The 15,377-nt window shown below is 44.1% G+C and carries 14 protein-coding genes and 1 pseudogene; all 15 read left to right on the top strand.

The features are described 5' to 3' along the window. Window positions 1-4 precede the first annotated feature (4 nt). The 15 genes and pseudogenes from AC58P7_RS18730 (at window position 5) to AC58P7_RS18660 (ending at window position 15,306) form a co-directional block, all read left to right on the top strand. On the top strand, window positions 5-895 hold the full coding sequence (locus tag AC58P7_RS18730; RefSeq protein WP_497345460.1) for a diguanylate cyclase: 891 nt from the start codon (window positions 5-7) through the stop codon (window positions 893-895). A gap of 351 nt (window positions 896-1,246) precedes the next feature. Beyond that, window positions 1,247-1,417: a hypothetical protein gene (locus AC58P7_RS18725; RefSeq protein ID WP_497345459.1), complete on the top strand. Its 171-nt coding sequence runs from the start codon at window positions 1,247-1,249 to the stop codon at window positions 1,415-1,417. Window positions 1,418-1,436: 19 nt separating this feature from the next. Beyond that, complete coding sequence (locus tag AC58P7_RS18720) at window positions 1,437-1,652, top strand: hypothetical protein (protein WP_497345457.1); 216 nt, start codon at window positions 1,437-1,439, stop codon at window positions 1,650-1,652. Between the two features lie 28 nt (window positions 1,653-1,680). Then, entirely contained in the window at window positions 1,681-2,739 is a 1,059-nt protein-coding gene (locus AC58P7_RS18715) for an LLM class flavin-dependent oxidoreductase (RefSeq protein WP_497345455.1), read from the top strand. Window positions 2,740-2,764: 25 nt separating this feature from the next. Then, a complete protein-coding gene (locus tag AC58P7_RS18710) occupies window positions 2,765-3,385 on the top strand; it encodes a thioredoxin family protein (RefSeq protein ID WP_497345453.1) in 621 nt (206 codons plus the stop codon). A gap of 259 nt (window positions 3,386-3,644) precedes the next feature. Next, window positions 3,645-3,938, top strand: a complete 294-nt coding sequence (locus AC58P7_RS18705; RefSeq protein WP_497345451.1) for an HPr family phosphocarrier protein — start codon at window positions 3,645-3,647, stop codon at window positions 3,936-3,938. 33 nt (window positions 3,939-3,971) lie between these two features. Next, window positions 3,972-4,865, top strand: coding sequence for a LysR family transcriptional regulator (locus AC58P7_RS18700; RefSeq protein ID WP_497345449.1), 894 nt, complete (start codon window positions 3,972-3,974; stop codon window positions 4,863-4,865). A 135-nt stretch (window positions 4,866-5,000) separates the two neighbouring features. After that, window positions 5,001-6,335 carry an LLM class flavin-dependent oxidoreductase gene (locus tag AC58P7_RS18695; protein WP_497345447.1) on the top strand — a complete coding sequence of 445 codons (1,335 nt, stop codon included), beginning with the start codon at window positions 5,001-5,003 and terminating at the stop codon, window positions 6,333-6,335. Between the two features lie 33 nt (window positions 6,336-6,368). After that, the gene (locus AC58P7_RS18690; RefSeq protein WP_497345445.1) at window positions 6,369-8,021 is read left to right on the top strand and encodes an ABC transporter substrate-binding protein; all 1,653 of its coding nucleotides are present in this window, start codon (window positions 6,369-6,371) and stop codon (window positions 8,019-8,021) included. A gap of 21 nt (window positions 8,022-8,042) precedes the next feature. Next, on the top strand, window positions 8,043-8,969 hold the full coding sequence (locus AC58P7_RS18685) for an ABC transporter permease (RefSeq protein ID WP_497345443.1): 927 nt from the start codon (window positions 8,043-8,045) through the stop codon (window positions 8,967-8,969). A 39-nt stretch (window positions 8,970-9,008) separates the two neighbouring features. Beyond that, window positions 9,009-9,902, top strand: a complete 894-nt coding sequence (locus AC58P7_RS18680; RefSeq protein ID WP_497345441.1) for an ABC transporter permease — start codon at window positions 9,009-9,011, stop codon at window positions 9,900-9,902. 17 nt (window positions 9,903-9,919) lie between these two features. Continuing rightward, window positions 9,920-11,947, top strand: a complete 2,028-nt coding sequence (locus tag AC58P7_RS18675) for an ABC transporter ATP-binding protein (RefSeq protein ID WP_497345439.1) — start codon at window positions 9,920-9,922, stop codon at window positions 11,945-11,947. 32 nt (window positions 11,948-11,979) lie between these two features. Then, entirely contained in the window at window positions 11,980-13,458 is a 1,479-nt protein-coding gene (locus AC58P7_RS18670; RefSeq protein WP_497345437.1) for a protein adenylyltransferase SelO, read from the top strand. Window positions 13,459-13,685: 227 nt separating this feature from the next. Further along, window positions 13,686-13,802 (top strand): annotated as a pseudogene (locus AC58P7_RS18665) (sigma factor-like helix-turn-helix DNA-binding protein); the annotation flags it as partial. Window positions 13,803-14,019: 217 nt separating this feature from the next. Next, entirely contained in the window at window positions 14,020-15,306 is a 1,287-nt protein-coding gene (locus AC58P7_RS18660) for an ABC transporter substrate-binding protein (RefSeq protein ID WP_497345435.1), read from the top strand. The last annotated feature ends 71 nt before the right edge of the window (window positions 15,307-15,377 follow it).

Below are 15,377 nucleotides of genomic sequence, written 5' to 3'. Positions count from 1 at the left end.
ACTATTGATTAAGGTTTTATTAATTGAAGATAATCCGGGAGATGCTCGTTTGATTCGAGAAGTTTTATCGGATACAGATCATTTGAATGTTGAGTTGAAATGGGTCGATCAGTTGGAAACAGGCATTGAACTGATTACTAAGGATGCATTTGATGTTGTTTTGCTCGATCTCTCTCTTCCAGATAGTCATGGTATGGAAACGATCATCGACTTTCGGGAGCAAGCTCCCGCAATCCCAATCGTCGTACTGACCGGACTTGACGATGAGCAGGTTGCGTTAAACGCGGTGCAGCATGGGGCTCAGGATTATTTGATTAAAGGTCAAGTCAACAGTTCAGTGATTATGCGTTCAATGCGTTATGCTATAGAACGTCATCGTCTTCAGGACGAGCTTTATAACTTATCTATTATTGATGAGCTGACGAGACTCTATAATCGTCGAGGATTTTTTAATCAGGCTCAGCAGTTTATGAATGCGAATGTTCAGGAAGGCAAAGGCTTTTATGTGGTTGTTGCCGATTTGGATGGCATGAAACAAATCAATGATTCCTATGGTCATCATATGGGGGACTTGGCCTTAATGGATACGGCGAATATTTTGAAAGAAGTTTTCCGCGATTCTGATATTATATCTCGTATGGGTGGAGATGAGTTCACCGTGGTTTTACCGGAGGCTCAGGGACATTCATGGAGTTTAGATGCATTTGAACAGGAAATCATCTTGAAAATCCAGCAAAGGTTATACAGCTTTAATTTGAGCGCTGGCCGAATCTATCGCCTTTCGATTAGTCTTGGATTATTTCATTACAATCCGGCTATGCCCGTAACCTTAGGCGAATTAATTATCCAAGCGGATCATCGAATGTATATCAATAAAAAAGAAAAAGTCCTATGATAAGCGAATCATAGGACTTTTTCTCACCACATCAGAAAGCCATTCTCAGCGAAAGACGTTGAGCCATATAGAGACTATTCTTTTAATTGCCGTAAGTTAAAACTTACATGGTCCGGAAAAGCTTTCTACCTGGGTAAGGGTGCTATTCTTCTAATCGATATTATCTATTCATGGATAGAATAGTTCTATAAAGGAAGCTAAAAGCCTTAGTTGACAATAGCGTACAACAGTGATATTTTTAAACTTATAAAACACATTGAATTAATCGGAATTAAAAAGCTGACTGGTAAACCGGAAGCATGGATCATTGAATCCATGCTATTTTTATTTTCAAAAAGGAGTGGGTATGAAATGGGCGTATTATTGGACTCTTTAAAGCTTGCAAGCTTAAATAAAGTGGATCGTTGGATTGATTTTAAAAGGCTGTTGGACGAATCGTATACGAAACGGGAGAATCAAGGATTCCGTCACGACAATGAGGGGAATTCTACCTATAGCTCCAAACAAAGCGGTCAACAATAATAAGGAGGAGGAAAAGGCTATGATCCAAACCAATATCCTGTTTAATCACGAAACCGTTCACGTGAATTTAATCGGTACTGATCATAAACACATACCTTCTTTGCTCCATGCATTAAAGACCAATAAGCTAACGTTAGGGAACATTCAAACACCCCTTGTGCAAGTCGATTTATACAACTCGGAAGCCATTCTGTATTCAGAACAAGGGGATAAATACAGGGTTCCATTATTTTGAGCCTGGTGTAGAGAGGGGATTGTATACCTTGAAATTTGCTTTATTTAGCCTAATGATGAATATACCGAATGCTGTAAGCGGGGAAACCTTGACTACCCATCAGAAATTTGAGAACGTGCTGAAACAGGCCGTCCTTGCGGAAGAACTCGGCTTTGATGCATATGGTGTGGGGGAGCGGCATGGAGCACCGTTTATCTCTTCTTCGCCACCCGTAGTTCTGACCGCGATAGCTGCCAGAACTTCGCGCATTCGCTTGCTAACAACGGTCACCGTCCTAAGCGTGCTCGACCCAGTACGAGTTGCTGAGGACTATGCGACACTCGATCATCTTTCGGGCGGGCGAATCGAGTTGATCATCGGCAAAGGCAACGATCCTCGCCACTATCCACTTTTCGGAATTACTGAAGAGGAACAGTGGGAATCCCTTGCGGAGCGATATGCACTCCTCAAGCGCTTGTGGAATGAAGAGAACGTCACCTGGCAGGGACGCTACCGTTCCCCGTTGGATCATGTGACTACACAGCCAAGACCCTTTCAGAATCCAATCCCAGTATGGCATGGAAGCGCATCTAGTACGCTGTCCACCGAATTGGCTGCGAAATATGGCGAACCGATTTTTTCCTCGAATACGTTTCACCCACAGGCCAAGTACAAAGCGTTAATCGATCATTATCGCGAGCGATTGGCCTATTATGGCCATGATCCTCAGAACGCAATTGTTGGCTCAGGTTTTGGAAGTTTGTATGTGGCCAACACCACGGAGGAGGCAATCCAACGCTATCGACCCTATTACGATGCTTTCCATGCAACGGCTGCATCTCAGCACAACAACTCACCTTTCAAAGATCTTGAGGACAATGTGAAGAATGGGCCTGTCCTGATCGGCAGCCCTGATAACGTGATCGAGAAGATCTTAAACTACCATGAAGCCTACGGGCACCAAGTGGTCAGCATCAGCGTAGATGGCTTGACCGAAACGGAGCAGCGTGAGCAGGTAGAACGATTTGCCACAGAAGTTATGCCCGTGTTGCGACGGGAGATTCCCAGTATCGTTTGGAACAGTAAGCCGGTGGCTCTGAAAGTATGAATAACATTTCTGGAGGGATGTCACGATGAGCATTCAGAAAGCAGAAGGGATTTCGACGGAAAGAAGACAGAGAGCTTTTCAGGAAGCCTTGACTTACGAGCAATTTGTTAGCAGCGCTAAAGTAAACGTGGAGAGGCTTCAGGAGAATTTCGAGCGTTATCTATTGACTGAGCAGGAATTGGCTTATTTCGAAGGGCTTTCCGAGCGAGTGGATGTTTTGGTACTGGCTCATGACTGGTGTGGAGATGTTGTTGCGAATTTACCGTTATTCGGCAAAATTGAGCAGGTGACGGGTAAATTAAAGCTGCACATTTTACTTCGAGACCCAGACAATCAAGATATTGCTGCCGCTTACTTACACGCAGATGGACGTAATCATATTCCAACCTATGTGTTTTTCAATGGAGTGGGAGAGGAATTAGGGTTTTTCTCAGAACGACCCGACCAAATAACGAATCTAAGCGGCGGTTGGATAGACGAGTTTTGGAATCTTCACCCAGAATGGGATGGTAGAGGTAAAGCGCTCTCCGCGGTAGATGAGGATGTGAGGAAAGCGTTGTTTGATTATTTAAAAGAACAGCGCCCACAAGCGCGTGATCTGGAAAAGACCGCAATCTTACAAATCATCCGGTCCATTCTCGGCTAGTGAGATGATCAAAGACTCCAAATACCCTTGCAGCTTGTGGCTGTGAGGTTCTTTTTATGTTTCGACCGTTGACAAAAGGTGGTCAGAATTACTATAATTTAAATGCAAGTAAATTTATAGGATTTGTCGGAATCGACCAGATGACTGGAGATGCTTCATCCCTTATTGGGATGAATGTGTCTCCTTTTTTAATGATTAAAGCCTAAGGGGCATGTGTTTACTAAGCGGTATGCAAAGAAAAAGTTGAGGAGGAGTTCTTATGAAAATAGATTGGACATTTACGTTGAAACAACCTTGGACCCTTGATCGAGTGTTGGATTTTGTGACCATTGCCAATCAATATACCTGTAATATTTATGTGGGCATACAAGGAAAAATGTTGAATGCAAAAGGTCTATTAGGCATCGTATCATGGAGTATTTCACTTGGAGATCAATCAACAGTCGCTCTTCAACTGGACGGTATCGATGCGCAGGAAGCGTTCGAAGGAGTATCTTTCTATTTACAAAATCAGGACGATGCGTTTCTTACGGCGTACTCTCGAAGTTCTTGATTTTGTGTAAGCAAGAGAGGAAGTACTGGGCAAATGAACATTGAAAACATCGAAGCTTTCGTCTATGTCATTCATTATAACAGTTTCAACAAGGCAGCGGATGCATTGTTCTTATCTCAGCCTTCCGTTACAGCCCGTATTCAATCGTTGGAACGTGATCTGAATACACTGCTATTCGAGAGAGAAGGCAGAAATTTCACTTTGACAGATAAAGGGAAGCAGTTTCTCCCCTTTGCTCAACAAATACTTCAAACCTATAAGAAGGGTAAGCAACAGCTTCAATATGTAAACAAGGCTTTTAGTGAACTCAGAGTCGGTTGCACAGTATCTGTTTCCAATTATGTCATCCCAGAAATTCTACCATTTATTAAAAAAATACATTCTCATCTACAAATAAAATTAACGACGGCACCAACAGAAGTAATTTTGGAAATGTTACTGAATAAAGAAATCGATATAGGTTTTGTCCGAAATGTGACTCATCCTCATGTAGAAAGTTTGGGACATTACGAGGATCCTATTCGTCTTTTCGTCCATCCTGGCCATCCTTTTGTGAAAAAGAAACCTTTGACAATAAAAGATGTAAGTCGCGAATCTCTTGTCTTCTTTGAGTGTGGGTCACTCGATTGGGTGAAGATTCATCGACTTTTTGCGACGCTGGACCATCCACCCCAAATCGAATACCAAATCGATAATCTGGAAACAGCAAAGAAGCTTGTAGCCAAAGGGATGGGTGTTTCCTTTCTGCCGGAACTTTGTGTGCGTCAAGAAGTGAAAGAGGGACTTCTTGTACCCATTGATATTCAGGCATTGAGTGGGCTTTCTTTACGAACAATTCTTATTACACTGAAAGAATCCAGTCTCCATTTTACAGACTTGTTTCTGGAAGTATTGAAAGAATTCGATTGGAAAAAAATAACTACATAGAACAATTCTATTCATCAATAGAACATCTTTATCTACGATTGACCGTCCTATAAGCCGGTGATACAGTAAAAACAGAGATTAATACCAAGAAAACCAATAGGGATTATTGTTTATTGAAAATGAGGAGGAATTACAATGCCAAGACAAAAACAACTGAAACTCGGGGCTATTATTCATGGAGTTGGCGGCAATATGTCATCTTGGAAACATCCGGATGCTCTTGTTGATGCGAGTGTGAATTTCAAGTATTACAAACAGCAAGCACAAAAAGCGGAAGCTGGTAAATTTGACTTACTATTTATCGCGGACGGACTGTTCATCAATGAGAAATCGATTCCCCATTTCTTGAATCGCTTTGAGCCGATCACGATATTATCCGCATTAGCTTCCGTAACTTCCAAGATTGGTCTGGTTGGTACACTATCTACGTCATACAGTGAACCATTCACGGTGTCGAGACAATTCTCCTCACTCGATCATATCAGCGATGGCAGAGCAGGTTGGAATGTTGTCACCTCCCCGCTCGAGGGCTCGGCGCTGAACTACAATAAGAAGTTGGAGGAACATCCGGATCATCCCAAACGCTATCGGATTGCTTCTGAATATTTACAGGTATCCAAAGGATTATGGGATTCATGGGAAGATGATGCTTTTATTAGGGATAAACAATCGGGGGTATTCTTCGATCCGGAAAAGCTGCACCGTTTAGATCATAAGGGCGAGTTCTTCTCTGTACAAGGACCGCTTAATATTGGGAGATCCAAGCAAGGCAGACCTGTGATTTTCCAGGCAGGTTCATCCGAGGATGGTAAGGATTTAGCCGCCAAAGAGGCTGATGCGATCTTTACAGGTCAACCAACCGTGGAAGATGCTAAACGCTTTTATGATGATGTGAAGGGCAGAGCAGCGGGCTTCGGAAGAAATCCCGAGGAGATTGTCGTTATGCCTGGTATTGGTCCGATCATTGGCCTAACGGAAGAAGAGGCAGAGCGTAAATACCAGGAAGTAGCCAACTTGGTGACAATTGGGGAAGCACTTGCGTATCTAGGACGTTTCTTTGAACATCATGATTTTACGCAATATGATTTGGATGCCCCGTTCCCAGACTTAGGTGAGTTGGGTAAAAATAGCTTCCAAAGCACAACGGATCGGATTAAACAGAACGCGAAGGAGCAGGGCTTGACCCTTCGTCAAGTCGCGCTGGAATCAGCCACACCGCGTCCGCTTTTCATTGGGACGCCAACACAAGTTGCGGATCGTATTCAGGAATGGTTCGAAAGCGGAGCAGCAGACGGATTCATCGTGGGTTCAGGTGTTCCTAATGGGTTGAGCGACTTTGTAGATTTGGTCATTCCTATTCTACAGGAACGAGGGATTTATCGGACCGAATATGAGGCGGATACGCTTCGCGGTAATTTGGGTCTTCCTTTTCCAACAAATCGCTACGCGAAAGAGACTGTAAGTAACTAATAGAATTTCTAGTCATGGGGGAGAGTTGAGAAAATGAATAGATCACAAGGTTGGATCAAATTTAGTGCATTATCGTTAGCCATCGTACTCGTTCTAACGGGGTGCGGTTCAACAAACAGTGGAAGCTCGGATGCATCACAATCATCAAGCCCTAAAGAAGAGGCCAAACAAACGGCGGTGGTCGGAGGAGAGCTTACTTATGCGCTTGCAACTTCGCCTGACTCGCTAGATCCACATCGCAGTGGGCTTGCCGTAGCAGTAAGGGTGCTTCGTACCCTCTATGATAGCTTGGTTGTTCAATTGCCTGATGGCTCGATTAAACCGTGGTTAGCAACAGATTGGACAGTTTCTCCAGATGGTCTAAGTTACACGTTTAAGCTGCGTAAAGACGTAAAGTTCCACGACGGTACGCCATTTAATGCAGAAGCCGTGAAATACAATTATGATCGTATTCTCGATCCAGCAACGAAGGCGGCCAATTCGGTAGCTTTACTTAAGCCTTATAAATCGTCGGAAGTGATTGACGAGTTCACGATAAAAATTAATCTCGAAACACCTTCCAGAGCGTTCTTAGGTAACCTGAGTCAAGCATTGCTTGGGATTGTATCACCAACAGCAGCCAAGAAATATGGGGATCAATTTGGTAAAAATCCGGTAGGATCAGGTCCTTTTTCCTTTGTGAAATGGGAAGAGAATGCATCCATTCAAGTAAAACGTAGTCCTGACTATAACTGGGCACCTGAGATTGTTGAGAATAAAGGGAAAGCTTATTTGGATCAAATCACATTTCGTATTGTTCCGGAAGAAGCGACTCGGATCGGTAGTGTTCAGAGTAAACAAGTACTTGCTGGTGAAACGATACCCCCGCAAAATATTGTTTCCTTGAAGTCAGATACCAATATCCAAGTCCACCAAGTCAATACCAATGGATTGCCCTATACGTTATTTATTAATCAACGAAAAGCGCCTTGGGGTGAATTGAAGGCCAGACAAGCGCTTCAAGCAGCGATTGATGTTGATGCGATTGTCAAAACGTTATATTTAGGGACTTACCCACGAGCCTGGTCACCTTTATCTCCTGGTGTTTTCGGTTATGATGCATCCTTAGAAAATGGGATTAAGCCCGATATTGATAAAGCGAACAAACTACTGGATGAACTAGGTTGGGTGACAGGCACGGATGGCATTCGTGTGAAAGATGGGAAAAAACTGACTTTGCATTATGTGGATGGCTCTCCGAATCGTGAGAAACGGAATGATATTGCGGTTATTATTCAGCAACAGTTGAAAAAAGTGGGTATTGTTGTTGAAGTTGAGATTACAAAAGATGTCGCCAATGTTGTGTTTACCAAAGGTGAATATGACATCTATGGAAACAGCCAGGTGAACTCGGATCCCAATGCACTCTACTCCTTCTACCATACAAGCGATCCGAAAGCTCGACCAAGTCTTCCAGGACTTGCAGATCCACAAATAGATAAATGGCTGGAACAAGGGGCTATCGAGCCTGATGATAAGAAACGTGCGGAACTGTACAAACAAGTACAGAAATCCATTATCGAGAATGCTGTCATCATTCCTGTCTATGTGTTCCCTTATACAGTAGCTGCATCCCAGTCCGTAAAAGGTTTGAAATTCGATTCGCTAGGTTACCCGCTCTTTAATGATACCTTTATTCAAAAATAACGAAATAAGGAGCTAATCGATATGAGCAGGTTATTAACGGAGCGGCTTGTAGTTTCCTTGCTGGTCATCCTTGGTTCCTTAATCCTTGTTTTCTGCATTCTGTATGTGCTTCCGGGAGATCCCGTGCTTTCCATGGTTGATCCTTCATCTATGTCACCGGAGGCGATTGCAAATTTAAGACTTCAGCTCGGACTGAATGAACCCTTCTATGTCCAATTTGGGCACTATTTCATTGCCATGATCCATGGGGATTTCGGAAAGTCTTTATTGAACAGTGAACCTGTATTACCCAAGATTCTTAAACATCTCCCTGCTACTTTGGCACTCACTTTAGCAAGTACGCTCATTTCCACGATCATTGGTGTAGGGCTCGGTGTTCTTTCCGCCGTACACCGCAATCGATGGATCGATGTTCTAGCTCGAATAGTCGGGTTGTTCGGTATTTCAATGCCGACGTTCTGGTCCGGAATCCTATTGATCCTCATCTTCTCCATATCTTTAGGTTGGTTTCCAGCAATGGGGTCAAAAGGATTCATTACACTTGTCCTTCCTTCACTCACACTTGGATTTGTGGGAGCTGGATTTATCGTTCGGATGGTACGTAACTCGATGTTGGAAGTCATCAATGAGCATTTCATCGTGACACTGCGTGCCAAAGGTCTATCGGAACGGCTAGTAATGTACCGACATGCGCTTCGTAATGCATTGATACCCGCGGTCACCATCATTGGCATTCATATCGGAGATCTGATGGCTGGTACGGTTGTGATCGAAACTGTTTTTTCAAGACAAGGGATTGGCAGGATCCTCGCGGATGCCATCATGTCCAAAGACTTGCCTGTTGTTCAAGGTGTGGTCTTTTTCTCAGCAATCATTTACGTCATCGTAAATTTGCTAGTCGATATTTCTTATGTATTCATAGATCCACGGGTTCGCCGTACACAATAATTCGGATATGAAAGCATATTGGAGAGGAGATGGGTGGCTATGAAAGATGTTCTTTCCGCAAGAGCTATTTGGCAGAGGTATAAGTGGCCTCTTCGAATTACGAAGATACCCGCAACCATTAACGCGTCAGAAATATTGGTTTATTTAGCAGCGATCGTGGCCTTGTTTATTATCGGATGTGCGCTTTTTCCGCAATGGATTGCTCCTTATGCACCGACTGCGATGCTCGCTGATCAAATCATGCATGCGCCAAGCAAGTCGCATTTGTTCGGAACGGACTATTTTGGCAGAGATGTATTCAGTGTTGTCGTGTATGGCAGTCGTGATTCCCTCATTATTGGATTCTCTTCTGTTCTCGCAGGGGGAATCATTGGAGGAAGTATCGGTGCGCTATCTGGGTACATCGGTGGAGTTATTGACACCATCTTCATGAGGATTATCGATGTGCTAATGACGATTCCTGGCATTCTATTAGCGTTAGCCATAGCTGCCGCTCTTGGCCCTCATTTATTTAATCTGATCTTTGCCGTTGCAGCAGCGTCCATTCCGCAATATGCGAGGGTCATGCGAGGTCAGATCCTGAGCATTAAGAATCGCTCCTTCATTACAGCCTCTCGGTCTATAGGCGCTTCTAAAGTACGCATATTTTTTCGTCATGTCCTAACGAATGCCTGGTCGCCGCTCCTAGTGATGTCCACAATCGGTTTAGGTGCATCTATTTTGGTCGGTGCTGGACTTAGTTTCCTAGGTTTGGGTGTGCTCAAAGAGATTCCAGATTGGGGGACGCTCCTCTCGCAAGGACGAGGTTACCTCACAGTGGCTTGGTGGATATGTACGTTTCCAGGCCTCGCGATCACGTTATTCGTCATATCTGTTAATTTAATTGGAGATAAACTACGTGACTCCTTGGATCCAAAGCAGAGAAGAGCATAGCTAGGAGGCGGCGCAAGTTGAAGCAACTGCTTGAGATTGACAATCTAAGTGTAGAATTTACAACGAATAAGGGATCGTTCACGGCTATTCAAGATGTTTCTTTGAAAATTGGCGTAGGTGAAACCATCTGTCTCGTTGGAGAATCAGGCAGTGGTAAATCGGTTACTTCCAAATCAGTCATGCGCTTAATCGATTATGAAAATGGTCGTATTTCTGGCGGTCAAATCGTACTCGATGGCGATGATTTAACGACGTTGTCACAGAAAGAACTTCGGGCATTACGAGGGAAAAAAATGGCTATGGTGTTCCAAGAGCCCATGGCTGCTTTCGATCCGGTTTTCACCATTGGTAGTCAAATTACCGAAGTGATCATCCAGCATAACCAGGGAAATCGTGAACAAGCTTGGGAGCGAGCTGTGTATTTATTAAAGCGTGTTGGCATTCCAGAGCCAGAAATCCGGATGAACCAATACCCTGGCGAGCTATCAGGCGGGATGCTGCAGCGGGCGATGATTGCTATGGCACTTACATGCAGTCCGCAGTTGCTTATTGCGGATGAACCAACAACAGCACTTGATGTAACGATTCAAGCGCAGATTCTTCAGCTGCTGCAGGAGCTTAAAGAAGAGTTCAATATGTCCATACTTCTCATCACTCATGATTTGGGAATTGCTGCTGAGATGGCAGATAAAATCATTGTGATGTACGCAGGACAAATTGTTGAACAAGCAAGTGTTGAACAATTGTTCGATAAACCACATCATCCGTATACGAGAGGGTTACTTCGATCGATTACGACGATGGATAGTAATCGTACATCCCAATTGTTCTCAATTGAAGGTGCGATTCCCCATGTAACGGATATGCCTTCTGGTTGTCGATTTCATCCCAGGTGTCCTTTTGCGACCGAACGCTGTGTGAAAGACAGTCCACCATTACGCTTTGTGAATGAACGTCTTACTGCATGTTGGTATTCGGAAGAATTAGTACAGCTTGAAGATTGGCAGCAACATACAGCGATTGTAGATACAAATATAGATCAAAGACCTTCAGATGAAGTAGAGGAAAAGGAGCTAACTAGCGAGACGCTCTTCGAGGTTAAAGGTTTAAGTAAATTTTACCCCTTAGGGAAAGGAACATTCAGACGATCGAAGTCCTATATAAGGGCTGTTGATGATGTTTCCTTTTCGATTAAGAAAGGTGAAACCTTTGGTTTAGTCGGTGAATCCGGCAGCGGTAAGTCTACCTTAGGCCGAGTTCTGCTTCAGCTGGAGAGAGCAACAGAGGGAGAGGTTCTTTTCGAAGGACAGGAATTATCCAAGCTTTCGACCAAAGAACTGCAGGGAGCGCGCCGAGATATGCAGGTCATTTTCCAAGATCCATACGGTTCTGTGAACCCGCGTTGGAAGGTAGGCGATATTATTGGCGAACCCTTCGACATCCATGAATCTTTCAGCAAGGCAGAGAAACGGGCAAAAGTGGAAGAATTGTTGGAGTTAGTAGGCTTAAATGGCTCTATGTATGATCGTTTCCCTCATGAGTTTTCGGGAGGTCAGCGACAGCGAATTGGCATCGCTAGAGCCATCGCTCTCAATCCAAAGTTTATCCTTGCTGATGAGGCCGTATCTGCGTTGGATGTATCCGTACAGGCTCAAATTGTAAATTTAATGCAGGAACTGCAGAAAAAGCTGGGGTTAACCTACTTATTTATTGCCCATGGCTTAAACATTGTTCGCCATTTATCAGATCGGATCGGTGTCATGTATTTAGGGAAACTCGTCGAGATTGCACCAACCGATGGTTTGTTTCTTCACCCTTCCCATCCCTACACGAAGGGTCTGCTTTCTTCCATTCCATCGACGGATCCAACTCAAAAAAGAGCGTGGATAGAGATCGAAGGGGAAATCCCTTCTCCTGCGAATCCGCCTTCTGGCTGCCGATTCCACACGCGGTGTCCTGCTGCAACAGCAAGGTGCAAAGAAGAACAGCCAGAATTGCTGCAAATTCGGGAAGGGCACTGGGCCGCCTGCCACTGCCCTTTGTAAATCATCATAGTAAAGCTATATGAAAAGGAGACATGATGTCAGAGAAACAAGTAAGGATAGATACGGGATGGAACTTCGATAACAGCTATACTCGTTTGCCGAATTCCTTTTATACGAAGCTCAATCCAACTCCAGTGAGCTCACCGAAGCTAGTTATTTTAAATACTCCGTTGGCAGCAACCCTAGGGTTAGATGAAGAGGCACTGCGAAGCAGTGAGATCCTAGCCATATTTGCTGGCAACCAGATTCCAGAAGGAGCGCTGCCCTTTGCTCAGGCCTATGCAGGGCATCAATTTGGAAAATTTAACATGTTAGGGGATGGGAGGGCTCATCTGCTAGGTGAACAGATAACTCCCCAAGGAGAACGGGTTGATATTCAGTTGAAGGGATCAGGTAAAACGCCATACTCCCGCTTTTTGGATGGTCGAGCTGGACTTGGACCGATGCTGCGGGAATACATCATGAGCGAGGCTATGTTTGCGCTTGGGATTCCAACAACCCGAAGTCTAGCCGTTGTTTCAACAGGGGAAACCTTCCTTCGCGAAACCGAACAACCAGGGGCGATTCTAACCCGTGTCGCCGCCAGTCATCTTCGCATTGCTACCTTTCAATATGCTTCGGAATTTGGCACGGTGGAAGAGCTCCGAGCGCTAGCTGATTACACAATTCAAAGACATTTTCCAGAGGCTGATGGCGATGAGAACCGCTATCTAGCGCTGCTTCAAGAGGTGATCAAGCGTCAGGCGGTGCTGATTGCCAAATGGCAGCTCGTTGGCTTTATTCACGGGGTGATGAACACGGACAACATAACCATTAGTGGAGAAACCATTGATTATGGGCCTTGTGCCTTCTTGGATGTTTATGAACCAGCAACGGTATTCAGTTCCAGAGACACGGAGGGCCGCTATGCTTATGGCAAACAGCCTGAGATTGCTGCATGGAATCTCACGAGATTTGCTGAAACCCTTATACCTCTGCTGCATGACGATGAGAAGCAGGGTGCCAAGTTGGTCGAGGATGCGATTTTAGAATTTTCAGAGCAGTATCACCGTAATTGGCTCTCAGGCATGAGGTCTAAACTGGGGATATTTAATGAAGAACCAGGGGATGAATCTCTGATTGAAGGGCTGCTCAGTCTTATGCAGGAGTATCGTGCGGATTATAACCATACTTTTCGTGCTTTAACTTTGGATGAGACTAAAGATACGGAACTGTTTGACAAGCCTAAATTTAGACAATGGCATGGACTGTGGCAGGAGCGATTAGGGAGACAGCAGGAACCGAAAGCTTTCTCACATCTATTGATGCGCAATAGCAATCCTGCGATAATCCCACGTAACCATCGGGTAGAAGAAGCGCTAGAATCTGCGGTAAAACATGGAGACTATCGTGTGATGGAGCGGCTGATTGCTGTTCTTTCAAGCCCCTTTGCGTATTCCGCTGAACAGGTTGATTACGCAACTCTTCCTGAATTGTCGACAAGTTGTTACCGTACCTTTTGCGGTACTTGATAAAGAATAACGGTGAAGGGACGCTGGGATGAAGTGAATTATAGTGGAACTCTACCTGCTCGGGAAAACAGAGATGACCAGCCATATTACTTATCCGTAATTGTCCGGTGAAAAGAAGTAACCCTAAAAAGTTAGATATTACTGTTATGTATCCTGTAAGGCATGAGTTCGGTACTATACCGGGCTCATGCCTTTTAGCTCTTTCTTGATGCGTTTGTAATTGTAGTAGGACGCAGCGAGAGATTGCTAAGGAGATGGGGATTAGCCGCTCCTATGTTTCGCAGATCGAAAAGCGGGTCCTAAGTAGAGCCTCCTGGGCAATATCCAAATTAAAAAGTTATTAATTAATTTGTATCCATAAGAATTCCCAAGTACAATGTACATTTATAGAATTATATATGATGGAAATGATAATGGGGTAATTCAATCAAGATTAAACGATCAAGAAAAATCACCTTATATTCGTCTACTTTTCTTAGATTATTGGAATTATCATAACGCTTTCATTGTTTTATGATAAGGATGTAAAGAAACAGCACATTACAATGGAGGTCTTGTACAATGAAGAAAGCGTTAACATCGCTAGTCATGGCATCAGTTTTTCTTGCAACTGCAGTAGGCTGCTCATCAACAAGCAGTGACACTAAAAGCACTACAGGAACGACAACACCTGCAGCATCTGAAAAAAATACAGCAACAACGGCTCCTGCAGCTGCGAAGAAAAAGCTAAAACTTTGGTTCTATTTTGAAGGGAAAGATCGTTTCGACAAAATTTCAACGCTGACACAAGGCTATGCGAAGGTAGATCCGAATGTGGAAGTTGTGCCTGAGTTCATCCCATTCGCTGAATTTAAAAAACGTCTGTCTGTTGGATTAGCAGCACAGGATCTCCCAGATATCGTGGTGATTGATAATCCAGATCATGCGGCATACGCTGCAATGGGATTGTTCGCTGACATTACAGACAAGATTAAAGATTGGCCGGATAAAGACCAATTTTATGAAGGACCATGGAAATCAGCTACGCTGAACGGCAAAGTTTACGGAATCCCGTTAGGCAGTAACAACCTGGCTTTGTACTATAACAAAACGATGCTAGATGGTGCAGGCATTCAGCCGCCAAAAACGTGGGATGAGCTGCGTGATGCTTCCAAAAAGCTGACGAAAGGCGACGTGAAAGGTTTAGGATTCAGCGGGTTAGGTAATGAAGAGGGGACTTTCCAATTCCTTCCATGGTTACTTGCTGCAGGCGCTTCCTTTGATAAAGTAGATAGCCCACAAGGCGTTAAAGCTTACAGTTTCTTAGCAGACTTAGTCAAAGATCAATCGGTCAGTAAAGAAGTGCTCAACTGGACACAAGCAGATGTTATGAAGCAATTCGCAGCTGGTAAAGTCGCAATGATGGTGAACGGACCTTGGCAAATTCCTGAGTTGAAATCAAGTGCGCCAGATCTGAAGTATGGTGTAGTCCTTCTTCCGAAAGGCGAAAAGAACGCATCCGTACTTGGTGGTGAGAATTTGGGTGTCGTCAATGGCAAGAATGTGGATGACGCTGTTAAATTCATTAAGTATGTAGCAAGCCCAGAAGTCATTAAGCCATTTGCTCAAAGCTTCGGTTATTTCCCATCACGTAAAGATGTAGCAACGGACAAGTACTGGACAGAAGATCCTGTACTTAAAGTATTTAACGAAGAAATGCAGTATGCTCAGCCTCGTGGACCACACCCGAAATGGCCAGAAATCTCCAATGCGATTTCTTCAGCTCTTCAGCAGACGTTGACTTTGAACAAAACGCCAGAAGTAGCTGCGAAAGAAGCGCAAGAAAAAATCAGTGCAGCATTAAAATAGGTTAACTTTTCATTGTTGGAGTACAAAGTGAATTTGTACTCCAACAATTTTTAGAAAGGCGGTGGACCACA

This window comes from Paenibacillus sp. J22FR5 (assembly GCF_059691975.1).
This window is presented reverse-complemented; position numbering and strand designations above follow the sequence as displayed.